26 protein-coding genes and 1 pseudogene are annotated in these 24,973 nt (G+C 73.1%); 11 read left to right on the top strand and 16 right to left on the bottom strand.

All coding sequences use genetic code 11. The features are described from left to right. Positions 1-59: 59 nt before the first annotated feature. The gene (locus tag GTY47_RS11730) at positions 60-677 is read right to left on the bottom strand and encodes a TetR/AcrR family transcriptional regulator (protein WP_010035938.1); all 618 of its coding nucleotides are present in this window, start codon (positions 675-677) and stop codon (positions 60-62) included. 105 nt (positions 678-782) lie between these two features. Here GTY47_RS11730 and GTY47_RS11725 point away from each other — a divergent pair, with 105 nt between their 5' ends. Then, a complete protein-coding gene (locus GTY47_RS11725) occupies positions 783-1,712 on the top strand; it encodes an alpha/beta hydrolase (protein ID WP_010035935.1) in 930 nt (309 codons plus the stop codon). A 7-nt stretch (positions 1,713-1,719) separates the two neighbouring features. Here the strand turns inward: GTY47_RS11725 and murQ are convergent, their stop codons facing one another. Further along, entirely contained in the window at positions 1,720-2,652 is a 933-nt protein-coding gene (gene murQ / locus GTY47_RS11720; protein WP_010035933.1) for an N-acetylmuramic acid 6-phosphate etherase, read from the bottom strand. Between the two features lie 54 nt (positions 2,653-2,706). Continuing rightward, positions 2,707-3,669 (bottom strand): MurR/RpiR family transcriptional regulator, encoded by a 963-nt coding sequence (locus GTY47_RS11715; protein ID WP_029180900.1) that lies wholly within the window; start codon positions 3,667-3,669, stop codon positions 2,707-2,709. A 55-nt stretch (positions 3,670-3,724) separates the two neighbouring features. Between GTY47_RS11715 and GTY47_RS11710 the strand changes: the two genes are divergently transcribed. Continuing rightward, positions 3,725-4,108, top strand: a complete 384-nt coding sequence (locus GTY47_RS11710; protein WP_010035929.1) for a hypothetical protein — start codon at positions 3,725-3,727, stop codon at positions 4,106-4,108. Continuing rightward, complete coding sequence (locus GTY47_RS11705) at positions 4,105-4,380, top strand: DUF4031 domain-containing protein (protein WP_010035927.1); 276 nt, start codon at positions 4,105-4,107, stop codon at positions 4,378-4,380. Before GTY47_RS11710 ends, GTY47_RS11705 begins: the two co-directional genes overlap by 4 nt. A 60-nt stretch (positions 4,381-4,440) precedes the next feature. Here GTY47_RS11705 and GTY47_RS11700 read toward each other — a convergent pair whose 3' ends face one another. Both GTY47_RS11700 and GTY47_RS11695 read right to left on the bottom strand, forming a co-directional pair. Next, complete coding sequence (locus GTY47_RS11700; protein ID WP_010035925.1) at positions 4,441-5,481, bottom strand: GNAT family N-acetyltransferase; 1,041 nt, start codon at positions 5,479-5,481, stop codon at positions 4,441-4,443. Between the two features lie 34 nt (positions 5,482-5,515). Next, a complete protein-coding gene (locus GTY47_RS11695) occupies positions 5,516-6,178 on the bottom strand; it encodes a hypothetical protein (protein ID WP_010035923.1) in 663 nt (220 codons plus the stop codon). Between the two features lie 47 nt (positions 6,179-6,225). Between GTY47_RS11695 and GTY47_RS11690 the strand changes: the two genes are divergently transcribed. Together GTY47_RS11690 and GTY47_RS11685 are read left to right on the top strand one after the other, a co-directional pair. After that, positions 6,226-6,906, top strand: coding sequence for a maleylpyruvate isomerase family mycothiol-dependent enzyme (locus GTY47_RS11690; RefSeq protein ID WP_040902667.1), 681 nt, complete (start codon positions 6,226-6,228; stop codon positions 6,904-6,906). A gap of 102 nt (positions 6,907-7,008) precedes the next feature. Continuing rightward, positions 7,009-7,701: a copper homeostasis protein CutC gene (locus tag GTY47_RS11685; RefSeq protein WP_010035919.1), complete on the top strand. Its 693-nt coding sequence runs from the start codon at positions 7,009-7,011 to the stop codon at positions 7,699-7,701. A gap of 103 nt (positions 7,702-7,804) precedes the next feature. On the opposite strand, the gene GTY47_RS11680 is transcribed toward GTY47_RS11685, so the two are convergent. Beyond that, on the bottom strand, positions 7,805-9,844 hold the full coding sequence (locus GTY47_RS11680) for a UvrD-helicase domain-containing protein (protein WP_010035916.1): 2,040 nt from the start codon (positions 9,842-9,844) through the stop codon (positions 7,805-7,807). Positions 9,845-10,111: 267 nt separating this feature from the next. Between GTY47_RS11680 and GTY47_RS11675 the strand changes: the two genes are divergently transcribed. Continuing rightward, on the top strand, positions 10,112-10,300 hold the full coding sequence (locus GTY47_RS11675) for a hypothetical protein (RefSeq protein WP_010035914.1): 189 nt from the start codon (positions 10,112-10,114) through the stop codon (positions 10,298-10,300). 33 nt (positions 10,301-10,333) lie between these two features. Here GTY47_RS11675 and GTY47_RS11670 read toward each other — a convergent pair whose 3' ends face one another. Then, on the bottom strand, positions 10,334-11,977 hold the full coding sequence (locus GTY47_RS11670) for a DNA repair helicase XPB (protein ID WP_010035909.1): 1,644 nt from the start codon (positions 11,975-11,977) through the stop codon (positions 10,334-10,336). A 199-nt stretch (positions 11,978-12,176) separates the two neighbouring features. Between GTY47_RS11670 and istB the strand changes: the two genes are divergently transcribed. Then, positions 12,177-13,418, top strand: a complete 1,242-nt coding sequence (gene istB, locus GTY47_RS11665; RefSeq protein ID WP_010035907.1) for an IS21-like element helper ATPase IstB — start codon at positions 12,177-12,179, stop codon at positions 13,416-13,418. On the opposite strand, the gene GTY47_RS11660 is transcribed toward istB, so the two are convergent. The 3 genes from GTY47_RS11660 to GTY47_RS11655 form a co-directional block, all read right to left on the bottom strand. After that, positions 13,396-13,584 (bottom strand): hypothetical protein, encoded by a 189-nt coding sequence (locus tag GTY47_RS11660; RefSeq protein ID WP_010035905.1) that lies wholly within the window; start codon positions 13,582-13,584, stop codon positions 13,396-13,398. The two genes, istB and GTY47_RS11660, sit on opposite strands and share 23 nt — an antisense overlap. A gap of 98 nt (positions 13,585-13,682) precedes the next feature. After that, positions 13,683-13,814, bottom strand: coding sequence for a hypothetical protein (locus GTY47_RS41600; RefSeq protein WP_267880833.1), 132 nt, complete (start codon positions 13,812-13,814; stop codon positions 13,683-13,685). Between the two features lie 172 nt (positions 13,815-13,986). Further along, a complete protein-coding gene (locus tag GTY47_RS11655; RefSeq protein WP_010035902.1) occupies positions 13,987-16,521 on the bottom strand; it encodes a helicase C-terminal domain-containing protein in 2,535 nt (844 codons plus the stop codon). A 153-nt stretch (positions 16,522-16,674) separates the two neighbouring features. Between GTY47_RS11655 and GTY47_RS11650 the strand changes: the two genes are divergently transcribed. Next, positions 16,675-17,691: a membrane protein gene (locus tag GTY47_RS11650; RefSeq protein WP_010035901.1), complete on the top strand. Its 1,017-nt coding sequence runs from the start codon at positions 16,675-16,677 to the stop codon at positions 17,689-17,691. Between the two features lie 43 nt (positions 17,692-17,734). Next, a complete protein-coding gene (locus GTY47_RS11645; protein WP_029180899.1) occupies positions 17,735-18,358 on the top strand; it encodes an HAD family hydrolase in 624 nt (207 codons plus the stop codon). On the opposite strand, the gene GTY47_RS11640 is transcribed toward GTY47_RS11645, so the two are convergent. Beyond that, on the bottom strand, positions 18,337-18,585 hold the full coding sequence (locus GTY47_RS11640) for a hypothetical protein (RefSeq protein WP_010035898.1): 249 nt from the start codon (positions 18,583-18,585) through the stop codon (positions 18,337-18,339). The two genes, GTY47_RS11645 and GTY47_RS11640, sit on opposite strands and share 22 nt — an antisense overlap. 164 nt (positions 18,586-18,749) lie before the next feature. Here GTY47_RS11640 and GTY47_RS11635 point away from each other — a divergent pair, with 164 nt between their 5' ends. Continuing rightward, positions 18,750-19,133 (top strand): cold-shock protein, encoded by a 384-nt coding sequence (locus GTY47_RS11635; protein WP_010035896.1) that lies wholly within the window; start codon positions 18,750-18,752, stop codon positions 19,131-19,133. Positions 19,134-19,140: 7 nt separating this feature from the next. Here the strand turns inward: GTY47_RS11635 and GTY47_RS11630 are convergent, their stop codons facing one another. The 4 genes from GTY47_RS11630 to GTY47_RS11615 form a co-directional block, all read right to left on the bottom strand. Continuing rightward, positions 19,141-20,028: a 1,4-dihydroxy-6-naphthoate synthase gene (locus GTY47_RS11630; RefSeq protein WP_010035891.1), complete on the bottom strand. Its 888-nt coding sequence runs from the start codon at positions 20,026-20,028 to the stop codon at positions 19,141-19,143. Next, positions 20,018-20,794: a futalosine hydrolase gene (locus GTY47_RS11625; RefSeq protein ID WP_078602762.1), complete on the bottom strand. Its 777-nt coding sequence runs from the start codon at positions 20,792-20,794 to the stop codon at positions 20,018-20,020. The genes GTY47_RS11630 and GTY47_RS11625 overlap by 11 nt, the downstream gene beginning before the upstream one ends. A 23-nt stretch (positions 20,795-20,817) precedes the next feature. Next, complete coding sequence (locus GTY47_RS11620) at positions 20,818-21,291, bottom strand: DUF2771 domain-containing protein (protein WP_173937278.1); 474 nt, start codon at positions 21,289-21,291, stop codon at positions 20,818-20,820. 62 nt (positions 21,292-21,353) lie between these two features. Next, the gene (locus tag GTY47_RS11615) at positions 21,354-22,787 is read right to left on the bottom strand and encodes an MFS transporter (protein WP_010035888.1); all 1,434 of its coding nucleotides are present in this window, start codon (positions 22,785-22,787) and stop codon (positions 21,354-21,356) included. A 282-nt stretch (positions 22,788-23,069) separates the two neighbouring features. Here GTY47_RS11615 and GTY47_RS11610 point away from each other — a divergent pair, with 282 nt between their 5' ends. Beyond that, on the top strand, positions 23,070-23,984 hold the full coding sequence (locus tag GTY47_RS11610) for a DUF3027 domain-containing protein (protein WP_010035886.1): 915 nt from the start codon (positions 23,070-23,072) through the stop codon (positions 23,982-23,984). Between the two features lie 27 nt (positions 23,985-24,011). Here the strand turns inward: GTY47_RS11610 and GTY47_RS11605 are convergent. Then, a pseudogene (locus tag GTY47_RS11605) lies at positions 24,012-24,723 on the bottom strand (hypothetical protein). Between the last annotated feature and the right edge of the window lie 250 nt (positions 24,724-24,973).

Raw genomic sequence — 24,973 nt, 5'->3', positions numbered from 1 at the left:
CTCGCGGGCACTCCCTGGCAGGGCCGCCGGGCCCGGTGCCGCCGCGCACCCGTTTCTTTTCAGTCCGGCCGGATCCGGGACGCCAGCCCCTCGAAGTAGCTGCGGTGCAAGGCGGTCAGGTCCACCTGCTCGGGGTCCAGGAGCCACAGCAGGTGGGCCCCTTCGAGGAACGCCGCCGTCTCCGCTGCCAGGAGGGCGGGGTCCAGGTCGGCGCGGGCCGAACCGTCGGCAGCGGCGCGCGTGAACAGGGCGACCAGATGGGCCCGCAGCGCCCGGCCGCGGTCCCGGAACCAGGTGTGGAGCCCGGAGCCGGGATCGAGGTTCTCCGCGGTGAGGGTGGTGTGCAGGGCGGCCAGTTGCCGTGCGGTGGCGGCGGTGTGCTCGGCGTCCCGGACGAACCAGTCGAACGCCTCGTCCAGGGTGGGTTCGGCGTCCTTCGTGGCGGACAGCCGTTCCAGGGCGCGCCGGTCGGCCTCTTCCAGGACGGCTCGGACGAGGCCGTCCTTGCTGCCGAAGTGGTGGATGAGGGCGGACGGGGTGGTGCCGACGCGCTCGGCGATCGCGGCCACCCCGGTGCCGCGCACCCCCTGACGCGCGAACAGCTCGATCGCCGCGTCGACGATGGCGCGGCGGCGCTCCACGCCACGCTTCTGCACCTGTCCCTTGACACCCGCCATGGGGTCAGCGTGCCCGGACGGGCCCGGGGCGTCCAACCCGCACCCGCACACACGTGCCCGGAAAACAGGTGTGCGCTCGCCTCCGAGCCATTAACCTGAACGACCATGCAGGAAAATAAGACGGAGAACGAGTACCTGACGGGCCGCGAGCGGATGGTCCCTGCGGGCGGACTCGAGCTGTGGACCGAGGAGTTCGGCGACCCCGCCCATCCGACGGTGCTGCTGGTGATGGGCGCGCAGGCGCAGGGCATCCAGTGGAACGACGGCATCGTCCGCCGCCTTGTCGACGGGGGCCGCCGGGTCATCCGCTACGACCACCGGGACACCGGACGCTCGTCCACGGTCGACTTCGCCCAGCAGCCGTACACCGTCGCCGACCTGGCCTCCGACGCGCTCGCCGTCCTGGACGCGCTCGGGGCGGAACGCGCTCACGTGGTGGGCGCGTCCCTCGGCGGCATCATCGGCCAGCGGCTGGCCGTCACCCACCCGGGCCGGGTGCTGACCCTGACGAGCCTGTCGTCCCAGCCGCTCGGCACCGACACGGCGGCGGCCGTGCAGCGTGCCATGGAGGGAGCACCTCCGCTCCCCGGTGAACTGCCTGCGCCCAGGCCCGAGCTGCTGGCCGCGCTCGCCTCGGCGTTCCCGGAGCCGCAGGCCGGCCTGGAGGACTACCTCGCCGCCCGGCTGCCGCTGTGGCGTGTGCTGCACGGACAGGTGCTGCCGTTCGACGAGGACGAGTACCGTGCGATGGAGCGCCGGGCGTACGAGCGGGCGCGTGATCCGTGGGCCGCGCTCAACCACGCGCTCGCCGGGGCCGCCCCGGTGGGCTCCACGGCGGAGCTGGCCTCCGTCACGGCGCCGTCGCTGGTCCTGCACGGCACCGAGGACCCGATGTTCCCGCCCGCCCATGCCGAAGCCACCGCCGCCGCCCTCCCCGGCGCCCGCCTGGTCATGATCGAGGGGATGGGCCACACCCTGCCCAGGGCACTGGACGACCACCTGGCCGACCGGATCCTGCAGCACACGACTGCCTGACCAGGCCCTACGGGCGTGCCTCCAGGGCCGCTCGCAGGTGCCCGCCGGATTCCTCCAGCAGGCGGGCCGCCGTCGGGCCGTCCACGCCGGCCAGGAGGGTCAGGATCGCGTTCTTCACCTCTCCGTCGGTGGCGGCCAGGGCCCGTTCGATCTCCTCGTCGCCGGCGCCGGTGGCGAGGGCGACGATGCGGTGGGAGCGGGCACGCAGTTTGTCGTTGGAGGCGCGGACGTCGACCATCAGGTTCCCGTAGGTCTTGCCCAGGCGGATCATGGTGATCGTCGACAGCATGTTGAGCACGAGCTTCTGTGCCGTGCCGGCCTTCAGTCGGGTGGAGCCGGTGAGCAGTTCGGGGCCCACGACGATCTCGATGCCGTGCTCGGCGGCGGCCGCGAGCGGGCTGCCCTGGTTGCAGGCGAGGCCGATGGTGAGGGAGCCGCGGGCGCGGGCGTACTCGACGGCGCCGATGGCGTACGGGGTGCGGCCGGAGGCCGAGATGCCGACCACCGTGTCGTCCGGGGTGAGGCCGAGGGGCTCCAGGTCGGCCTGGGCCAGTTCCCGGGAGTCCTCCGCGCCCTCCACCGAGGTGACCATGGCCTGGGGGCCGCCCGCGATCAGCCCGACGACCCGGGAGGGGTCGGTGTTGAAGGTGGGCGGGCACTCGGAGGCGTCCAGGACGCCCAGCCGGCCGGCCGTGCCGGCCCCCGCGTAGACAAGGCGGCCACCCCGGGCCATCCGCTCGGCCAGGGCGTCGATCGCGTCGGCGATCTCCGGCAGCCGGGCCGCGACCGCCCCGGCCACGGTGCCGTCCTCGCCGTTCATGAGCCGCGCGATGTCGAGGGTGGGCAGCCGGTCGATGCCGGCCAGCTCCGGCCGGAACGCCTCGGTGGTCAGGGACTCCAACTCGGCTCTGAGCTCACGGGGGTTGGAGGTGGAGGTCATGGGACGGCTCTTTCCGTGTCTTTCCGTGTCTTTCCGGTGCCGGCCGGGGCCGGTTCAGGAACGATGCCGGTGGGCCAACGCCTCGTACGACGCCGAGAGCGCCGGCGCCGCCGTCTCGTACGTCCGCTGCGCCACCCCCACGAACAGGCAGTCCACCACAAGAAGCTGTCCGGTCCGGGACGACATCGCCGCGGGACGCAGCTCGCTCTCCCGCGCCGTGGACGTGGTGAGGACGTGGTCGGCGTACTGCGAGACCGGGCCGTCCGGGCGGCCGGTGATCGCCACCGTCGTCGCCCCGCGCTCGAAGGCGACCCGCAGCGGCTCGATGACGTCCCCCGTGGACCCGGAGTGCGTGATGGCGATCGCGACATCGCCCGCGCGCAGCTGCACGGCGTTGGTGACGGCCAGGTGCGGGTCGCTGTGGGCGTGCGCGACCAGCCCTATGCGCAGCAGCTTCTGCGTGAGGTCCTGGGCGACCAGGCCGGACGCCCCGACGCCGTACACGTCCGTGCGCCGGGCGCCGGTCAGCGCCGTGACGGCCGCGCCCAGTTGGACGGTGTCGAGGCCGGCGGCGGTGTCGGCGAGGGTCTGCTGCTCGTCGTAGGCCAGCTTCGCGACCACGTCGGCGATCGGGTCGTCGACCGCGATGTCCGTGGTGATGGCGGGGGCGCGGCCGGACTGCTGCTGGGCGGCGAGGCCGGCGAGGGCCAGGCGCAGGTCCCGGTAACCCGGATAGCCCAGCAGCCGGGCGGTGCGTACGACGGTCGCCTCGCTGGTGCCGGTGAGTTCGGCGAGGCCGGTGACCGTGAGGGCCGCGCAGCCGGCCGGGTCGCCCGCGACGGCCTCGGCGACGCGCTGCATGGAACGCGTCATCGACGGGCCCAGCGTACGGACCTTGGCCGCGAGGGCGGCGGGGGCGGGCGGGGTGCCGAGCGTGGCGGCCATGGCACCCGTGCCGCCCGTGCCGCTCGCACCGCCGCGTTCGCTGGCGAAAATTTCCTTCACTCTTCGGGTCACCCTTGAAAGATATTTTCGGCTCGGCGTTGTGGTCAAGAGTGCGCACAATGGGGGCATGGACCCCATCAGCCCCCTGGAGCAGGCACTGCACGCCGCGCGCGCCCTCGTGCTGGCCGACCTCGTCGCGGGACGTGTCGCCGAGGCGGACGTCGTCTCCCTGGTCGAGGAGTCCGTCGTGCAGCGGCGGTGGTGGGTCGAGCAGTGGCCGGAGGGCGCGCAGTACGTCGCCGGTCTGGTCGCGCAGGACGTGCAGGACGCCCTGCTGGAGCGCTACGGCCGCTGGCCGCTGTGCCCGGTGTGCGGCACCGGCGACCCGCACGCGCTGGACGTGCAACCGGAGTTGGGGCCCGACCCGCACTGGGTGTGCAGCGAGGCGGGCGTGAAGGTCGCCGCGGTCGGGTCGCTGGGCGAGGCCCTCGGCGGAGCGGCGTCCTCGTGACCGTCTACATCGACCCGCCGACCTGGCCCGGCCACGGCCGCATGTGGTCCCACCTGGTCAGCGACGTCTCGTACGAGGAGCTGCACACCTTCGCCGAACGCCTCGGCGTGCCCCGGCGGGCCTTCGAACGCGACCACTACGACATCCCCGAGCAGCGGTACGCGGACGCGGTGAGCGCCGGGGCCGTGGAGGTCAGCAGCCGCGAGGTGGTGCGGCTGCTGCACGGGGCGGGGCTGCGCCGGCCCAAGGGGCGGACCCAGCTGCGGGGTTAGGGGGCTTCTGATGGATCTCCGCGGCGTCGCGACGCCCGGTACGCAGTCTCGCCGCACCCCCTAGCGCAGCTCGTAGGTGACCTGCTCGGTGTCCTCCGCGACGGCCTCGAACCCGGCACGGGCGAGGACGCGGTGCGAGGGCGCGTTGTCCCGCTCGACGTTCGCGACGACGGTCCGTACCGCGTCCCGGGACAGCGCCCACGCCGACAGCGCGCGCAGCGCCTCGGTGGCGTAACCGTGGCCACGGGCCGCTTCGACCAGGTCGTAGCCGACCTCCACCCGCCCCGACTCGTCCGGCACGCTGTGGAAGCCCATGGCGCCGAGTGCGCGGCCGTCCTCGCGCCGGACCAGGACGTACATGCCCCACTCGGGCCGGTGGACGCCGTCCTCGTACTGCTTGAACACCAGCCCGGCGCCGACCCGGGTGCCCTCGACCGGACCGCCGTCGAGCCACTCGAAGCCGCCGTCGCCGACCGTGCCGAGATCGCCCGCCGCCGCCGGGGTGACGCCCTGGAGAGTGAGCCGGTCGGTGGGGATCACCAGGTTGTTGCTCCACCGCCACTCGGTGAGCGGCTCGCGGCCGGGCAGCTCACCCCGGCCCGTGGCCCACAGCAGGGTCCGCCACGGGGTGGGACCGGGCTGGACGTGCGGGAAGATCCGGGTGAGGACGAAGTCGCACAGCTCGGCGGCCGGTTCGTACGCCACGCCCAGGCCCTCGGCCACGTCGTGGGTGTGCAGCAGCACCTCGGCCACGCCCATCGCGGCGAACCCCTCGCGGTTCGCGCTGCGGAACGGATACGGATGGAAGGCCCGCACCTCGCGCGGGGTGGTGCGGATCGCGGCGGCGAGCAGGACGCCCATCGTGCGGATCACCTGCACCGCACCGGCGTTGTCCGTCCCCTCCTCCAGCGAGATCTCGAACGGCGTGTAGGCCTCGGGCCCGCGCCCCGCCAGCTGCCCCGCGTACGCGATGAGGTCCTCGGCGATGTGCACCGCCGTCTCCCGGCAGCTCCACTCCAGCCGCCCGGCGCGCACCGCCTCCCAGTCCCGGTCGGTGACCGCCCCCAGCACGCCCACGCACTCGGCGACGGCCTGCTCCACCTGTTCCGCACCCGATGTCCACATGCCGGGCAGGTTACGAGGGGTCGGCGGGTGGAAGCGACAGCATTTCCAGCTCGGAGGTGAGGTTGTAGCGGGCCGTCGCCTCCCACTCCGACGCTCCGTACGGCGTCCTGAACAGCCCGGGCAGATCGAGGAGTTGGCGCAGGACCGCCGCGCGGCCCGTGCGGAAGGCCTCGTTCGGGACGAAGTGGTACTCCTCGCGGACGGCGGCGGTGTAGGCGGCGTACGCCGACGGGGGCGAGGCGAGGATCGCCAGGTCGGCGTCGCACAGGACCTGGCCGTCGGGGTCGTCGTCGGCGGGGTCGTGGCCGACGGTGAGGCGGACCAGGCGGGCCACCTCGGCGGTCCTGGCCGCGGGCACGCCGGCCTCGGGCAGGGCCCGCTCGGCGAGGCGTGCGGAGCGTTCCTCGTTCTCGGAGCGCTCGGGGAGGTAGACCGCGTCGTGGAACCAGGCGGCCAGCCGGACCACGTCCGGGTCGTGCGCGTACGTCTCCAGTACGTCGATGTGGTCCAGGACCGCCGTGAGGTGCCCGACCGTGTGGTAGCGGCGCTGCGGCTCCTGCCAGCGGCCGAGCAGGTCGTCGGCGTACGGGACCGGGTCCGGGCCACCGGCGGGGCCCCGGGCCGCCTCCAGGGTGCGGACGAAGCGGGCACGGAGGGCGTCGAGATCGGCCATGGGGGCATTCTCCCGCTCAGCGGGGTGTGACACCTAGCGTGGGTCCCATGACGACTCCTGCTGATGTGCACGACGTACGGGACCCCGAGCAGCCCGGGCGGCTGCTCACGATCGAGCGTGACGCGCTGATCCCGCTGCTGCGGGGCAGGGCCGACGACGACTTCGCGCTGCCGGTCGCCGCGTGCCCGGGCTGGTCGGTGCGGTCGGTGCTGGCGCACTGCTCGGCCGCGCTCACCCGGGTGGTGGAGAACCGGTTCGAGGAGGGGGTGTTCTCGCCCGAGACGAACGACCGGGACATCGCCGAGCGGGACGGCTGGAGCAACGCCCGGGTGGTCGACGAGCTGGAGCGCGGGATGACCGAGGCCGGGCCGGTGATCGCCGGGGCGGGCGGGAAGCTGGACGGTCTCGCGCTGGGGGAGTGGGTGCACGCCGGGGACGTGCGCGACGCCTTCGGCGAGCCGGGGGCGTACGGCGGGGCCGGGCTGCCGGACGCGCTGGCGCTGCTCGCCCGGATCACCCGCGAGCGGGGGCACGTGCCGCTCCACGCCGACCTCGACGACCTGGACGAACCGCTGCGGCTCGGGGAGAGCGGCGGGGAGCGGCCCCCGGGGCGCTTCATCGGGGACGGACCGACCCTGGTGCGGCTGTACACGGGGCGGCCGGTCGACCGGGCTCCCGATTTCGAGCTGGTCGGGGTGGAGGCGAAGGACCTGAACATCTTCGGGTGAGTCGTGTCCCCGGGGCGTGGGGTGCGGCGGGAGCGGGCAGCGTAGTCTTGATTGGACTAGACCTGTTGCCGAACGCCGACGCCATGCCGACGAAGGGGCCCCATGAGCAAGCGTGCAGTCCTGGAGGTGATCGCCCTCGGCGTCGAGGACGCGGTCGCCGCCCAGGCCGGAGGCGCGGACCGCCTTGAGCTGGTCACCGACATGGCGGCCGACGGGCTCTCCCCGTCGGCCGCCACCGTCGCCGGGATCCGCCGGGCCGTGGACATCTCCCTGCGGGTGATGCTGCGGCTCGCCGACGGCTTCGCGGCCGGGGACGTCGACCGGCTGGCCGGCGTGGCCGCCGGGCTGCGGGAGGCCGGGGCCGAGGAGTTCGTGCTCGGGTTCCTCGACGCGGACGGCGCGGTGGACCTGGCGGCGGTGGAGCGCGTCGTCGGCGTGCTGGACGGCTGTCCCTGGACCTTCCACCGGGCCATCGACCGGGCCGCCGACCGGGACGCCCTGCGCAAGCAGCTGGACGGGATGCCCGGGCTGGACACGTACCTGACGGCCGGGTCGGCGGACGGGGTCGACGACGGGCTCCCCGTGCTGCTCACCGAGGCGGGGCGTGCCGGGGAGCCGGGGTACGAGCAGCGGTTGCTGGTGGGGGGCGGGCTGCGGCTGGAGCACGTGCCGGTGTTGCGGGGCGCGGGGGTCGACGCGTTTCACATCGGTGGGGCGGTGCGGCCGGGGGGTTGGGGGGAGCCGGTGTCGGTGGAGGCCGTCGCCGAGTGGCGGGCTGCGGTGGACGGTTCATGAGGGGGGCTCGGCGTCGGGACTGGGGGCGGGTGGGTGCGCAACCCGGCGGTGCGGGGTGCCGCTGCGCCCACCGGTGCAGCCCCAGCGGCACGACTGCCCGCAGCTAGGACAGTTGCGGCGGCAAGGGTGCCTTATGCGTCACCGTCAGGCCCGATACCGCTCGCGTCAGTGCCACGTACAGACGCCGCAACCCGGTCCGCTCGTCCGGCTCGCCGTCGACCACCGCGCTGGGCTCGTCCAGGACGACGTAGTCGTACTCCAGACCCTTCGCGAGCGACGCCGGGACCAGGGTCAGACGGGTCTGCAGGGTCGTCTCCTCACCCGGGCCGAGGTACGGGACACCGGCCTCCGCCAGCGCCGCCGCCAGTTCCGGGATCCGGGCGTCCGCCGCGATCAGGGCCGTGGAGCCCTCGTTGCGCAGCGACTCGCGGCAGGCGTCGAGCACCTCGGCGGTGCCGGTGACCTCCCGGACCTCGAAGTGGCCCGGGTTCTCACGGATCGACACGACCGGGGTGAGCCCCGGGGCGATGTGCGGGAGCAGCCGGGACGCGTAGGTGATGACGTCCGTCGGCACACGGAAACCGGCCGTCAGCTCCTCCACGACCGCGTCCGGCTTGCCCAGGTGGGCCAGCGCCTCCTGCCAGCCCCGGGTCGCCCACGGCGTGGTGCCCTGCGCCAGGTCGCCGAGGACGGTCGCACTGCCGGTCGTGCAGCGGCGGCCGACCGCCCGGTACTGCATGGGGGAGAGGTCCTGCGCCTCGTCGAGGACGACATGGCCGAGGGAGTGCGTGCGCTGGATCAGGTCGGTGGCCTCGTCGATGAGGACGGCGTCAGCGGCGGACCACTTGGCGGACCTGACGCTGCGTGCCGGTCTCGCCCACAGCACCGCCTTCTGCTCCTCCTCGCCGAGGATCCCCTCCGCGTGCTCGGCGAGGAAGTCCGCGTCGGACAGCAGGCGCAGCACGAGTTTCGCCGGGTCGACGGCCGGCCAGATCGCCTTGACGGCCGCCTTGACCGCGCTGTTGCGGGCCACCGCGTCCTGCACCCGGTCGTCCGGCGCCTCCCCCGACCGCTCCATCTGCACCAGCACGGCGTGCGCGATGCGCTGCGGCAGGGCCTCGCGGGCGGCGCCGTAGCGGATGTCGCGGGCGAGCAACTCCCGGACGATGTCCTCCAGTTCGTACGCAGGGACGCGCCAGCGGCGGGAGCCGCGCACGACCACGACCGGCTCGGCGGGCATCGTGACGTGCGCGTAGAGGGCCCTGCGCAGCACCTGCGCCATGCGGGCGTCGCCCTTGACGACCGCGGCCGTCGCGTCGTCCGTCCCCTTGATCTCCACGTGCGCCACCAGGTCCTCGACGGTGGCCTGGCGGACCGACAACTCGCCGAGGGCGGGCAGCACCTGCTCGATGTAGTGCAGGAAGGACCGGTTCGGTCCGATGACGAGCGTGCCGGTGCGGGCGAGGCGCTCGCGGTGGGCGTAGAGGAGATAGGCGACCCGGTGCAGGCCGACGGCGGTCTTCCCGGTGCCCGGGCCGCCCTGCACGCACACCGTGCCGGAGAGTCCCGACCGGACGATCTCGTCCTGCTCCGGCTGGATCGTCGCGACGATGTCCCGCATCGGGCCGACGCGCGGCCGTTCGATCTCCTGCTGGAGCAGCTTGCTGGTGCGGGCCGCCTCGGCGGGGTCCGACAGGTGCTCGTCCTCGTACGCCGTGAGGTCGCCGCCCGTGTAGCCGAAGCGGCGCCGCAGCGCGATGTCCATCGGGTCCTTCTTGGAGGCCCGGTAGAACGGCTGCGAGACGGGTGCGCGCCAGTCGATGACCATCGGGTCGCCGTCGGCGTCGTGTACGTGCCGCCGCCCGATGTAGAAGCGTTCCCCTTCCGCGCCCTCGGCCTGCTCGGCACCCGGTGCGCGCAGATAGTCGAGCCGGCCGAAGAACAGCGGGGTGTCGCTGAGGTCGGCCAGGGCCTTGATGCGCTCGTCGATCTGGTGGGCCAGGACTTCGGCGTTGACCCAGTTCGCGGTGACGTCGCTGATGTCGAGGGCCTCGACGTCCTCGCGCATGGCACGCAGGGCGGAACGGGACGCGGCGAGGTGGGAGCGCTCACGGGAGAGCGGGTCGTCGACGGGCGTGGACAAGGGGGTGCCTCCGGAGGACCTGCTGAAGGGACGGCGGTGAGATGCCGGCCGGTTTCCGTCCGGTCGGCGGCACTCCGTGAGGGAGGCGGGCAAGAGCGGAGATCTTAGAGGAGCGGGGGAGTCGGCCGCCAACGATTTTCTCATCCCCTAGGGGACCAGGCCCTCCTTCCTGAGGGGCAGGAGTCGGTCCGCAGGCGTACGGGTGGAGCACGCGGGTTCGGCCCTCAGGCCGACGCGGACTCACGTGCGGAAAAGCACGATGGAGACATGAGCGCAGCAACCATCTCCCCCGCCCCGGCACCCGGCCGCCCGCCCGGCGCCACCGCCGTGACGGGCAGCTCCGGTCATCGTTTCGGCGATGCCCTGCGCGCCGTCAGGGTCTTCGCGGGCGCCGCCTTCGACGTGATCATCCTCGGTCGGTACGGCGAGGAAGCCGGCGTGGTCCGCCGCAAGTGAGCGGCCCCGCCGTCCGCGAGCAGCCGGCCTGCCTCAGCTCTCCGCGAGCAGCTCGTCCGCGTCCATGATCCGGTACGCGTACCCCTGCTCCGCCAGGAAGCGCTGGCGGTGCGCGGCGAAGTCCTGGTCGATGGTGTCCCGGGCGACCACCGAGTAGAAGTGGGCCTGGTGGCCGTCGGACTTGGGCCGGAGCACCCGGCCCAGCCGCTGGGCCTCCTCCTGGCGCGAACCGAACGTGCCGGACACCTGGATCGCGACCGTCGCCTCCGGCAGGTCGATCGAGAAGTTCGCGACCTTGGAGACGACGAGCACGCTGATCTCGCCCTCCCGGAAGGCGTCGAACAGTTTCTCCCGCTGCGCGTTCGACGTCTCGCCCTTGATCACCGGCGCGCCCAGATGCTCACCCAGCTCGTCGAGCTGGTCGATGTACTGCCCGATGACGAGGATCTGCTGCCCGGCGAAGCGGCGGACGATCGCCTCCGTGACCTTCCGCTTGGTGTCCGTCGTCGCACAGAAGCGGTACTTCTCCTCCGCCTCGGCCGTGGCGTACGCGAGCCGCTCCGCGTCCGTCAGGTTGACCCGGACCTCCACACAGTCGGCGGGCGCGATGTAGCCCTGCGCCTCGATCTCCTTCCAGGGCGCGTCGAACCGCTTGGGCCCGATCAGGGAGAACACGTCCGACTCGCGCCCGTCCTCCCGCACCAGCGTGGCCGTGAGGCCCAGCCGCCGCCGCGCCTGGAGGTCCGCCGTGAACTTGAACACCGGCGCCGGCAGCAGGTGCACCTCGTCGTAGACGATCAGTCCCCAGTCCCGGGAGTCGAACAGCTCCAGGTGCGGATAGACGCCCTTCCGTTTGGTCGTCAGCACCTGGTACGTGGCGATCGTGACGGGCCGGATCTCCTTCTTCGTCCCGCTGTACTCGCCGATCTCGTCCTCGGTGAGCGACGTCCGCCGCACCAGCTCGTGCTTCCACTGCCGGGCGGAGACCGTGTTCGTGACCAGGATCAGGGTCGTCGACTTCGCCTGCGCCATCGACCCGGCGCCGACCAGTGTCTTGCCCGCGCCACAGGGCAGGACGACCACGCCCGACCCGCCGTGCCAGAAGTTCTCCACGGCCTGCTTCTGGTACGGCCTGAGCGCCCAGCCGTCCTCGGCCAGCTCGATCGGGTGCGCCTCGCCGTCGACGTACCCGGCGAGGTCCTCGGCCGGCCAGCCCAGCTTCAGCAGCGTCTGCTTGATCTGCCCCCGCTCGGAGGGGTGCACGGCGACCGTGTCGGGGTCGATCCGGGCGCCGACCAGCGGCGCGATCCGCTTCGACTTCAGGACCTCCTCCAGCACCGGACGGTCGGTGGTCGTCAGGACCAGCCCGTGCGCCGGGTGCTTGGACAGCGTGAGCCGCCCGTAGCGGTCCATCGTCTCGGCGATGTCCACCAGCAGCGCGTGCGGCACCGGATAGCGGCTGTACTGCACCAGCGCGTCCACGACCTGCTCGGCGTCATGGCCCGCCGCCCGGGCGTTCCACAGGCCCAGCGGCGTCACCCGGTAGGTGTGGATGTGCTCCGGCGCCCGCTCCAGCTCCGCGAACGGGGCGATGGCCCGACGGCAGTCGCCGGCCTGCTCGTGGTCGACTTCCAGGAGCAGGGTCTTGTCGGACTGGACGATCAGCGGACCATTCACGCGTGGCACCCTTTCCCGCGGCCGGACGGCTCGGACGGCTCGAACGACTCGGCCAAACGTCCAGTGTGCCTGATCGTCGCCGTCCCGAGGGTGTGATCTGCGCGGGACCGGACCGGCTCCGGTCCTACTGAATGCCTTTTCATCCCAACGTGTGGTGTGAATTCAGTTTTTCCACGGCGGCCCCGAAGAATGGCGAACCGTGCGGAACCCAACGACCACCACGCTCGGATACGCCCTGTTCGCCACCCGCTGGCTCCAGGCCCCGCTGTACTTCGGGCTGGTGGCCGCCCAGGGCGTCTACGTCTACAAGTTCTTCAAGGAGCTGTGGACCTTAATCCTGATGTGCCTGAGCGGGCACGCCACCGAGACGTACGTGATGCTCGCGGTGCTCAAGCTGGTCGACGTCGTGATGATCGCCAACCTGCTGATCATGGTGATCGTCGGCGGCTACGAGACCTTCGTCTCGCGCATCGGCCTCCAGGGCCACCGTGACCAGCCCGAATGGCTCTCGCACGTCAACTCCAACGTGCTGAAGGTCAAGCTCGCCACGGCCATCGTGGGGATCTCCTCCGTCCATCTGCTCCAGATGTTCGTGGACGTCCACCACACCTCCCGGCACGCCCTGCTGTGGGGGACGGTGATCCACATGGCATTCATCGGCTCCGCGGCGATCCTCGCGTACATGTCGGGTCCGATGGCCGCGCAGGCGGACCGCGGGCACGCGGACCGTTCGCCGGCCGGCCGGTCCCAGGACGAACACCCGCACACCGGCCGCGTTCCCGCCGCGCAGCCCGAGGCGCCTGAGCCCCAGGCCCCGGCCACCACCCCCGTCCTGCCCCGGCAGACCTCCCCGGACGCCGACGCCGAGGCCCGGATCCGTGCGGCCGGCTTCCCGGTCCGCAAGCTGCTGGAGGACTTCGACGAGCAGCATCCCCGGGGCTTCGACCGGGAGACCCTGGCCCGGCTCGGCAAGGCGGAGTTCGTCGCAGCCCGGCGCAACGTGGTTCTCGTCGGCCCGCCCGGCACCGGCAAGACCCACCTGGCCATCGGCCTCGGCGTGCGGGCCTGCCAGGCCGGGCACCGGGTGCTGTTCGCGACCGCCGCCGAGTGGGCCGCCCGGCTCTCCGACGCCCGGGCCGCCGGCCGGCTCGACGCGGAACTGGCCGCCCTCGACGAGCACCCCCTGCTCATCGTCGACGAGGTCGGCTACACGCCCTTCGACGCGGCGACCGCCGGGCTGTTCTTCCGGCTGGTCGCCCACCGCTACGAGCGTGCCTCGCTGATCGTGACCAGCGACCGCCCGCTCGGCCGCTGGGACGAGGTCTTCGGCGGCGCCTCCGCCCCGGCGATGGTGGACCGCCTCGCCCATCACGCCGAGATCGTCCGGCTGGAGGGGGACAGCTACCGGACGCGCCGCGCTACTTCAGCGTGGGCAGACTGACGTTGTTGATCAGCGGTCCCTCGACACCGATCCCCTCGGAGATCAGGGGCTCGACCCCGGCGGCCGGCAGGGGAAGCGGCAGCGCGGGGGCCGCGGCGGCGGAGGGCGCGAGCACGCCCACGAGGGCGACGGCGCAGAGGGCGACGGCGGGGAGCTTTTCACGCATGAGGACGAAAGGGCCTTTCACGTAGTGAGAGACGAGGGACACCCCACCGCGGGCCGGCCCCGGGACGCCGGGGCCGGCCCGACGGGTACGCGGGCGGATCAGACCTGCGGTGTCTCGACGACGAGGCCGGCGACATCGATGCTCACCGCGGCGGCCGGAGTGGCCAGCCCGCCGAGCGTCATCAGGGCGGCGGTGGCCAGGACGGCGGCGAATCGACGGACAGCGCGCATGCTGGGACTTCCTTTCGGCAAGGGCTCACAGGACACCCGGTGGCTGCCCCCGCGCTTACCGCGGAATGCGGCACGCCCGGCAAGGTCGCCCAAGGGTGGGACATCCCCGGCGTGGCGTGCATGAACGCCGGCGTGCACCCGAACGGGTGAGACACCCGGCAGCCCCCGCGGTTCAGCCCGCGTCGTCGGCGAGCTCCGCGACCCCGGTGATCCGGTGCAGCGGGTACGTACGGACCTCGTCCGCCGTGTGGTCGTACGCCGTGACGAAGCCGCCCTCGACGCGGATCGGTGCGATGACCCGCTGGCTCGCGGCGCCCTCGGCGTTGACGTAGCCGATCCACAGGGCCTCGCCGGTCAGGACGGCGGCCTGCATGGTGGCGAGGGTCTCGGCGGAGCCGGTGCGGGGCAGTTCGCCGTCGACCGCCGGAGCCGTGCCGGGCTTGCGCGGGGTGGTGGAGGCGAGATCGCCGGCCCGGATGGCGCGCAGCGCCGCAGCGAGGAGCGTGTCGTCGGGCACCGGCGGGCCGTCCGGCACCGGCTCGGGCGCCGTACGGGGCGGGGTGCGGTGCGCGTGCGCCCGGGTGATCAGCACATCGCCCTCGGCGGACTCGGCGGCCGGTGCGAACCCCATCGCCCGCAGGCCCTCCAGCAGCCCGGCCGGGTCGGTCTGCGCGGCCAGCACCGTCGGGGCGAGCCGGCGCAGCCCCAGGGCGGCGGCCCGCTTGTCGGCGAGGATCTCGCCCAGCACCGCGTCGTCGTCGCAGCGGACGTAGGCCGAGGCCGCGCCGACGCGCAGGTGCCCGTGTCTGCGGGCCACGTCGTCGATCAGGTACGTGAGCGGCTGCGGCACCGGCGTACGGGAGTGCGCGGCGAGGAAGGCGTGCAGGTCCGATGCGCTCTGTCCGGCGTCGAGGGCGCGCCGCACCGAGCCGGGCGTGAAGCGGTAGACGGTGGCCCCGCCCTTGGACTCGACGTCCGCCAGCACGCCCAGCACGTCGGCCAGCGGGCGCTGCAAGGGCCCGGGCGCCACCGCCGTCAGGTCGGCCTGGAGCAGCACGTGGTCCAGCGGCTCGGGCAGCAGGGGCGTGAGCAGCCGGGCCGCGGCGGCGGAGGCGACGGCCTGTTCGGTGGCGGAGAGGGTGGGGACAGGCGTGGGGCGGTGGTGGACGGGGAGCTTGTCCCCTGGACCGGAGGGCTCCGCTTCCGGGCTCCTCGCGGGAGCCGCGGGCGCGCCCAGCAGGGCCCGGCCGTGGGCCGACAGCGCACCCCTGCCGGTCACGCCCAGCAGTTCCGCCTCGGACAGGGCCCACTCGGCGAGCCGACCGCGCAGGTCGTCCTCGCGCTGCACACCCCGTAGCGGGCGCTCCCAGCGCAGCCGCGTCAGCACCGACTCGGCGGCCGGCGCGGCCCCCTGCGGCAGCCCGGCCAGCAGCGCCAGCACCCGGTGCCGTACCTCCGGCGCCGCCGAACGGTCCAGACCCGGCCCGAGCGCCGACAACGTACGGTCCTTCGCGTCCCGCCCGCCCACCAACCCGGCCGTCCGGGTCGCCGCGAGCCACGCCGTGACCAGCCGCGACCAGCGCTCGGCGGCGGGCAGCTCCGCCCACTCGTCGTACGCCGGGGTCGCCGCGTACCGCTCGTCGGCCTCCCCGTCCGGGGCGATCAGGCCCGCCGCGTACGCCAGCTCCACCCAGAACGCGGCGACCGGCTCGGGCACGTCGAGGGCGACGGCGGTCCGCTTCAGGTCCCGCACGCTCAGCCCGCCGGCCCGCAGCACCGCCGGCCCGCCCTCGTCCCAGTCCTTCAGCAGCTCCTCGACGGTCGCGAGCGCGGTGTACGCCTGCCCGGCCGCGGTGCCGTCCACAACCTGTGGACGATGAACGGCGGTCACCTCGACCGCCGGCGGCACCGGCTCGGGCGCCCGGTGCGCCAGCCCGCGCCGCAGGTGCAGGGCGACCTCGCGCGGCAGCACGACCGTCCCGGGCGCCGTCGGCAGCAGCAGCCCCCGGTCCAGCAGCCAGCGCAGCCGGGGCGCCGGCTCGGCCGTGACCTGCCCGTACGGCGGCCCCCACACCAGCCGCTCCAGCACGTCGAGGGAGTCGGCCGGGGCCTCGGCGAGCAGCGCGGCCATCCGGCCCCGGTCCGTGAACAGCTCGGTCAGGGCGGTCACCGCGGAGACCGAGTCGTGGGTCGAGGGCAGCCCGGCGGTCGTGACGATCTCCTGGATGCGCCCCGGGGACATTCCGGCGGTGGCCTCCTGGACCGTGGGGCCGAGCCCCGTCGGCGACGGGTGCTGCGGCGAGGGGGCCAGCAGCTCACGGGCCGTGCGGACCAGCCGCAGCCGGTCGTCGCCGCCCCAGACCAGGGCCTGCTCGCGCAGGATGCCCAGGGCGTGCGGCAGGGCCTGGGCGACGGCCGGGTCGGCGTCGTCCCCGGCCATGAGCCCGAGCAGTTCGTCGTACGTCGCCGGGTCCGCCGCCACGGCCAGCGCCTGCGCAGTCTGCAGCGTGAAGCGGTCCAGCCGCTCCAGGGCCCGCACGACCGAGGCCCGGGTGCCGGCGCGGGTCGCGAGCTGCGTGAGGTCGGTGGGCACGGGCGTGATGAGATCCGGACGGCTGCGCAGGAGCGCGCCCAGCGAGACGTCGTCCCGCCCGCGGAGCGCTTCCGCGAGGGAACGGGGGGCCGCAGGCCTGTCCTCGGTGCTCATCCGGTCCACGGTAGCGGGTCGCCTCCGGCGGCCGGGGCGACTGTGCGCGGGCGGCCGGGGCCGGCGCCGGGCGGGCGTGTGGGTCACCCGCCCGGACTCGCGGTACCGTCGACCGACGGCGTCAGCCAACGCACACGCCCCGGAGGGGACTTCGTGGGGATTGAGAGCGACCAGGTCGTTTACGAGTATCTGAGCCGCGTCGGCGACGTGGCCCAACAGCGGCAGTTGTCGTCGGCCACCCGCATGCGTCTGGTCGCGGACCTGCGCAACGAGATCGACCGGCGCCGCGCGAAGGCCACCGTCGACTCGCCCGCCGCCGTCCGCCGCATCCTGTCCCGCCTCGGCAGCCCCGACGACATCGTGGCGGCGGCCGCGGACGGCACGGGCGGCGGCGGTACGACGGGGAGCGCCCCCGCCGCCGTGCCCGTACAGCCCGAGGCCCGTGAACCGGACGAGCCGGGCGAGCGGCCGAAGGGGGTCCTGCGGCGCGTCGTGCCGCGTCCCCGCCCGGCCCGGCCCGCCGAGGAGCCGCGTCCCGCCGCCGAGGGCGCGGCCCCGCCGCACCTGGCCGCCGGGCACGAGCTCGGGGACAGCGCCGTCCAGCCGGACTGGTGGCGGGTGGACGGCAGTCCCTTCGGGCCGGGCGACGACGTGCCGGGCTTCGTGGGCGGCGTGGAGCTGCCGGACTTGCTGAAGCCGCCGAACCCGAGGAAGCCGCAGTCGGCGGAACCGGCGGCCGACGAGGAGACGGCCCCGGCTGTCGAGGCCGCCGGGGAGCCGGAGGAGACGGCGGGCAAGGCGACCCGCCGGCGTCTGCCGGGCCTGCCCGAGGGCGGCTGGAGCAACCCCCTCCTCCTCATCGCCGCCGGTCTCCTCGTCGTGGGCGCCGTACTCGGCAACTGGTTCGTGCTGATCCTCGGCTGGCTCATCGCCTACGCCTCACGCCGACTGACCCCGGCGGAGACCAAGTGGGCGGTGGTGATCCTCCCCGGCCTCTCCGTCGCGGCCGGCGTTCTCTGGCTGTGGGGCCGGATGAACGACCGCTGGGGCACCCCGATCACCGAGGGCCACATGAACGACGCGGTGGCACAGACCTGGCCGTGGGTCGTCAGGGGCGCGGCGGTGGCGTCGGCGCTGTTCCTGGTCTGGCGCTCACAGCGCTCCCGCTAGCCGATCACAGGGTGGCGTCTGCCGTTCACAGCGCCTGGGCACAATGGCCCATATGGCTATCACCGTCGGCTTCGACCTCGACATGACCCTCATCGACTCCCGCCCCGGCATCCGCGCCTGCTACCAGGCACTGTCCGAGCGGACGGGGACGTACATCGACGCCGATCTGGCGGTGACGCGGCTCGGACCGCCGCTGGCCGAGGAGCTGATCAACTGGTTCCCGGCCGAGGAGGTCGCGACCGTGGCCGATGTGTACCGGGAGATCTACCCGTCCATCGCGATCGCCGCGACCCCCGCGCTGCCCGGCGCCCGGGAGGCCATCGCGGCCGTACGGGAGTCCGGGGGACGCGCGATAGTCGTCACGGCGAAGTACGAGCCCAACGCCAAACTGCACCTCGCCCACCTCGGCGTCGAGCCCGACGCCGTCATCGGCGACCTGTGGGCCGAACAGAAGGCGGAGGCGCTGCGCGAGCACGACGCGGGTGTCTACGTCGGCGACCACGTCGGCGACGTACGCGGCGCCCGGGCGGCCGGGGCGCTGTCGGTCGCGGTGGCCACCGGCCCCTGCCCCGCGGAGGAACTGCGCGCGGCGGGCGCGGACGTCGTCCTCACCGACCTGACGGAATTCCCCGGGTGGCTTTCGGACTACCGTCCCGCACGCGCCTGACGCCGGCCCGCCGCCACGGAACGCAGTACTCCCGCGCCGGCCATCAGGAATCCGACCGCCATGAGCATGCTCAGGCCGAACATGTACGTCGGAAAGGGCGTCGTCCCCAGGAACAGCGGGGCGACCGTGACCAGTGTGGCCACGGCGCCGATGAAGAAGACGATGGCACCGGCACGGACCAGACGGTCACCGGGAGCGGCGGAATTCGTTTGGGTTTTGTCACGCACCCGACCAGGGTAGTTCCCAGCGCGAAGGAACAACCGGGTGACGTCTTGTCACCGGCCTGAAGACCATTAGCCTGGGTACCGGCGGGTCCGTACGACCCGCCCGAGTGCTATCAAGAGCCGTTTCCAGAAGCAGTTTTCCGACGAGTACGAGGACGAGGACAGACGTGCCTACCGGCAAGGTCAAGTGGTTCAACAGCGAGAAGGGCTTCGGCTTTCTCTCCCGCGACGACGGCGGTGACGTCTTCGTCCATTCCTCGGTCCTCCCCGCCGGAGTCGAGACGCTCAAGCCCGGACAGCGGGTGGAGTTCGGGGTCGTCGCCGGACAGCGCGGCGACCAGGCGCTGTCCCTGACGATTCTGGACCCGACCCCCTCGGTCGCCGCCGCGACCCGCAAGAAGCCGGACGAGCTGGCCTCCATCGTCCAGGATCTGACGACCCTCCTGGAGAACATCACGCCGATGCTGGAGCGGGGCCGCTACCCCGAGAAGACCGCCGGCAAGAAGATCGCCGGCCTCCTGCGCGCGGTCGCCGACCAGCTGGACGTGTGACCTCCGCTCAGGGGAATGCGAGCGCGTTCGGGCCGAGGGGTGGCACCAGCCCCTCGGCCGCCGCGCGGGTCAGCAGCCCGCGTACGGCGGCGTAGCCGTCCTCGCCGAGGTCGGCGGTGAACTCGTTGACGTACAGCCCGATGTGCTGGTCGGCGACGGCCGGGTCCATCTCCTGGGCGTGCTCCATGACGTACGGCCGGGACGCCTCGGGGTCGTCCCAGGCGGCCCGGACGGAGGCCCGGATGGAGTCGGCGAGCAGCCGCAGCCGCTGCTCGCCCAGCGACCGCTTGGCGATGATCGCGCCCAGCGGGATCGGCAGCCCGGTGGTGTTCTCCCAGTGCTCGCCCATGTCGGCCAGCTTGTGCAGTCCGTAGTTCCGGTACGTGAAGCGCGCCTCGTGGATCACGAGCCCCGCGTCGACCTTCCCGTCCCGCACGGCCGGCATGATCTCGTGGAACGGCATGACGACGATCTCGCCGATCCCGTCGCGCACGGTGTCCGCGGCCCACAGCCGGAACAGCAGATAGGCGGTGGACTTCTCACTGGGCACGGCGACCGTACGGCCGGTGAGTCTCCCAAGCTCTCGGCTTCGCTCGAGCAGGGAGGTGCCCCCACCCTCCGGCTCCCGCGTCAGCACCAGCGGCCCGCACCCCCGCCCCAGCGCACCCCCGCACGGCAGCAGGGCGTACTGCTCCAGCACGTACGGCAGCACGGCGTACGACACCTTCAGCACGTCGAACTCGCCGCGCTCGGCCATGCCGTTGGTGATGTCGATGTCGGCGAAGGTCACGTCGAGGGCGGGGGCGCCGGGGACGCGGCCGTGGGCCAGGGCGTCGAAGACGAAGGTGTCGTTCGGGCAGGGGGAGTAGGCGATCTTCAGCTGCTCAACTGTCATGCCGGTTCCAACTCTCCAGTACGGGCACGAGCTTCCCGAAACCCTCGGTGAGGGCCGCCAGGGCGTCGGGGATACGCCAGGCGGCGCGGTCGCGCGGCCCGACGGCGTTGGAGATCGCCCGCACCTCCAGCACGGGTACCCCGTGCGCGGCGGCGGCCTCGGCCACCCCGAAGCCCTCCATGGCCTCGGCGAGGGCGGTGGGGTGACGCTCCCGGAGCACGGCGGCCCGCTCGGCGGTCCCGGTCACGGTGGACACGGTGAGCACGGCCCCCGTACGGGCCCCGAGGGCGTCGGCGACCAGCCGCACGAGGTCCTCCGGCGGGTGGTGACGCACGGTCCCGAACCCGAGCTCGGTGACCGACAGAAACCCGTCATCGGTCTCGGCCCCGAGATCGGCCGCGACGATCTCCTCGGCGACGACGAGCGACCCCACACTCGCCCCGGGCTGAAACCCCCCACCGATCCCGGCGGAAACGACGAGGTCGTAGGGGGTGCCGTCGAGGGCGGCGGCGGTCAGGGCGGAGGCGGTGGACGCAGCAGCAAGAGCGGGCCCGACACCGGCGGAGATCACTTGGATGTCGAACGCATCCGTGCCGCACCCGGCGGTGGGCAGCCGGTCTGCCTGGCCGTGGGCAGTCGTTCCGCTGGGGCGGAACGGGTGGGCACGGCCTGCAACGCCGAGTGCCGTTCCAACGGACCCTGGCGACAGCTCAAGCGCCTTCGCCACCGCGTCCCGTTCAACAGCAACCGCGGTGGCGACAAGCACCCTGCCCAGCCCAGCGGCAGCGATTACGCGTCCTTCTCCAGCTTGAAGTTCCACAACCCGGACGTGTCCTTCTCGCCCTCCTTGATGGACACCAGCGTCGAGTTGCCCTGCGCCCCGTACTGCGCGTTGAAGAACACGCTGCCCGGAATGGTGCGGTACGTCTTCGTGCTGGAGTCGGTCAGCGGCTGACCGTTCATCAGGATCGTCCAGCCCTTGTCCGCGATCTCCGGGTCGACACCGAAGCGCACGGTCTCGTCCGGGTCGACGGAGATGGTCTTGACGCCCTTGTCCTTCAGGCACTGGGTGAGATCGGACGGCTTCAGGGCATCGCCCTCGCCGCCACAGGTGGCCTCGGAGTTCACCGAGTCGTGGCCCACGGTGACCGTGGCCATCGGCGTCGGCTTGTCACAGGCCGAGAGGACGAGCAGTCCGGCGGACACGACGCCGGCGGCGGCGACGGCGCGGCGGCGTCGCACAGCGGATTGCAACCTGGTCATGGGCGAAGGCTATCTGGCCCGCCGCCCGCCCCGCCCACGCGGGGTACGGCGTGCCCCTACGGCTACGCGACGCGCGGCCGTGCCGCACCGCCGCGCCGGGCCGAGGCGATCAGCCCCCGTACGGTCGTCAGCCAGCCCGTGCCGACGATCGCGGCGCCCACCGCCAGCCCGAGCGTGCCGATCAGCGGCATCGCGATGCCGACCGCCCCGCCGAGCACCCAGGACATCTGGAGCAGTGTCTCGGAGCGGGCGAAGGCCGACGTCCGGACCAGTTCGGGCACGTCCCGCTGGATCAGCGCGTCGAGCGACAGCTTGGCCAGGGCCTGCGCGAAGCCGGCGATCGCGGCCAGGCCGGCCACCAGGACCGCGCCGAAGAACAACGCTGCCGTGATCGCCGCCCCCAGCACACACGCCACGACCGTCACGATGATGATCTCCGGCGCCCGGGACCGGAGCCACGCCCCCACGGCCGTACCGAGCGCGTTGCCCGCGCCCGCCGCCACGCCCACTGTCCCCAGGGACACGGCGGCGCTCTGGCCGGAGATCGGATGCTCGCGCAGCAGGAAGGCGAGGAAGAAGATCAGGAAGCCGGTGAGGCAGCGGATGGCGGCGTTGGCGGCCAGGGCGTGGGTGACGGCCGGGCCGACCGTGCGCAGCCCGGGGCGCTTGACGGGACGGCGGTGCGGCCCGTGCAGGTGCTCCTCGTCCGCGGCCAGCAGCGCGGTGTCCTCGCCCTTCGCGGAGTCGACCTTCGGCGGCAGCGTGAACGACAGGATCGTCCCTGCCACGAAGATCACGAAGGCGCCGTAGAGCGGCCAGCGCGGCCCGATCTGCTGGAGTCCGGCACCGATCGGCGCGGCGATGCCCGTGGCGAGGAGCCCGCCGAGGGTGACCCGCGAGTTGGCCTTCACCAGGGAGAAGCCGGGCGGCAGCAGCCGGGGCACGACGGCGCTTCTGACCACCCCGTACGCCTTCGACGCGACGAGGACGCCGAGCGCCGCCGGATACAGCTGGAGGCTGCCGCTGACGACCGCGCCGGACAGGATCAGCGCGAGCAGCGCCCGGGCCAGCATCGCCCCGGCCATCGCGGCCCGGCGGCCGTGCGGGAGGCGGTCGAGCAGCGGGCCGATCACCGGCGCGAGGAGGGTGAAGGGCGCCATGGTGATGGCGAGGTACAGCGCGACCCGGCCCCGGGCCTCGTCGGTCGGCACGGAGAAGAACACCGTGGACGCGAGGGCGACGGTGATCATCACGTCTCCGGCGCCGTTCACACCGTGCAGCTCGATCAGCTTTCCGAGGCCGGACTCGCCGGCGCCGTGCGCGTGGGTGGCCTTGCGGATGCCGCGGGCGGTGCCGGTGAACGGGAGGTGCAGGGCACGGCCGACCGCGCGGAGGGAGCCGCCCAGACGGCCCGGCCCGCTCAGTCGGCTGCTTCCCTTGACCCCTTTCGACCCACCGGTCCCGGTGGTGCCCTGGGGCGTCCTCGCGGCTGCCACGACGTCATAGTGCCCCGAGATGGCAGTGGGTAGTGCCATTACCGCTTGTATAGGGCCTGTGGGGTGACTGTCCGGGTTGCCGGGGAGCGGTCGACACGGTCGTCGGAACCGTCGGTCAGGACCGTCGGTGTACGCGAAGTGGGGCGGAAGGGTAGCGTGCGTATCTCAGCCATCCCGCAAAATGGATGAAGGACGTCGACGCGGTCCCCTGGTCCGCTCCGTCCGCCCCCGGCGCTGGGAGTGGCGCACACGTGAGACGGCGTATGGAGAGAAGCGATACCTGTGAGCGCAGCGACAACGCGAAGCCGCACCCCTGACCGTCTGTGCGCCGAGGCCGTCGACCTCGCACGGGGCGCCGCCGAGGAGGCCGCGGCACCCGGCATCGTCGGCGAGCACGTGGGGCTCGTCTCCGAGGGGGATCGCGTTGTCACGCACTTCTTCGAGTGCCGGGAGCTCGGGTACCGGGGCTGGCGCTGGGCCGTGACGGTGGCCCGGGCGTCCCGGGCGAAGATCGTCACGGTGGACGAGGCGGTGCTGCTGCCCGGCCCGGACGCGGTGCTCGCGCCGGAGTGGGTGCCGTGGAGCGAGCGGCTGCGCCCCGGTGACATGGGCCCGGGCGATCTGCTGCCCACCGACGCGGAGGACCTGCGTCTGGAGCCCGGCTGGACCGGCGAGGACGAGCCGCCGCCGAACTCCATCGTCTCCGAGGAGATGGCCGCACTGGCGGAGGCCGAGGACGCGGAGGTCACGGCGGGGCCGCCGGCCGTCCCCGCCCGCGGCTCGATCGCGGCGGTGGCCGAGGAACTCGGCGTGCGTCGTGCCCGGGTGCTGTCCCGCTACGGCCTGCACATCGCCGCCGACCGCTGGGAGGAAGCCTTCGGTCCCAAGACCCCGATGGCACAGGCGGCCCCCGCCGCCTGCGTGAGCTGCGGCTTCCTGCTCCGTATCGGTGGTTCCCTGGGCCAGGCCTTCGGCGTCTGCGCCAACGAGTTCTCCCCGGCCGACGGCCGCGTCGTCTCCCTGGCCTACGGCTGCGGCGGGCACTCCGAGGCGGCGGTCATGCCGAAGCCGCCGCAGCCGGCTCCGCCGGTCATCGACGAGACCCGCGTGGACCCGTTCCCGCTGCGCCCGGCCCCGGACTCGGGCTCGGTCCCGGCGACGGCGGACGAGGACACGGAGGAACTGGGCCACTCGTAGCGGTGTCCCCGCCCGGCTGCGGATCGACTACTTGTCCTGCTCGTCCGCGAAGATCTCTTCGGCGGTCGGGGCGGTGGCGGCACGGATGAGCCATTGGTCCAGGATCTCGGGGTCGTCGCAGTTGGTGATCCGTTCGCGCATCTGGTCGGGGACGTGGATGCCGCGCGCTTTCAGGACGGTCAGCACGTCCTTGGCCGCACGCTCTGTACGGCCTTCGTCGCGGATTTCTTCTGAGATGTACGACTTGTAGAAGGACAGGTCCACGGCCACCAGGTTCCTCCACAGTTCCGCGGCCGGGTGCTTGCCCAGGCCTTGTGCGATGAGTTCGACGATCGGGTCGGCGATGGGGTGCGGTGTGTCCCGCAGGACGGTTGTCACTGCTTTGAGTATGGCCCCGATGTCCTGATGCCTGACGTGGCTGATGGCGGACAGCGTGGCGAGCGCGAGGTCTTTGCGCACTTCGGCCGGGTCGGTGAGCACCGGCATGTTGTGCGGTCCCGCGACCAGCGGGCGCAGGGTGAGCAGGAGCCACTGGGGAGGGCCGAAGCTGACCGGGCGCGCCGCCCATTCCGCGGTGGCGCGGTCCTGGCAGACGACCAGGAGCAACGGCTGGAGGTGTCGACGCGGCGTTCGAGGTGGGTGGGGCGAAGTCGATGCCCAGTACTTCGGAGACCCGGGAGAACAGCCCGGGGTGGTCCTGGAAGATGCGGTGCATCGCCTCGTGGGGCGAGCTGACCATGGGGTGTCAGGCCTTTCGTCGGGTCGCGCCGAGAGTAGGGCCGACAATCAGGCGCCACGCCAACCGAGTTGGGGATGTTCACCCGGGCGGGTGAGCGGATGCCGGGGCGGGAGGGGCGGGGTTTGGCGGGGCCCTTCACTGTCGTTGTTCGGGTGCGACGGAGGGATACGGCATGACGGTCGAGGCAGGGGCGGGGCGGCTCAGGACCGAGGCGGACGAGCCGGGTTGGGAGGTGGACCCGGACGACGAG

The organism is Streptomyces sp. SID5464, from assembly GCF_009862985.1.
Classification (GTDB): domain Bacteria; phylum Actinomycetota; class Actinomycetes; order Streptomycetales; family Streptomycetaceae; genus Streptomyces; species Streptomyces chartreusis_D.
This window is presented reverse-complemented; position numbering and strand designations above follow the sequence as displayed.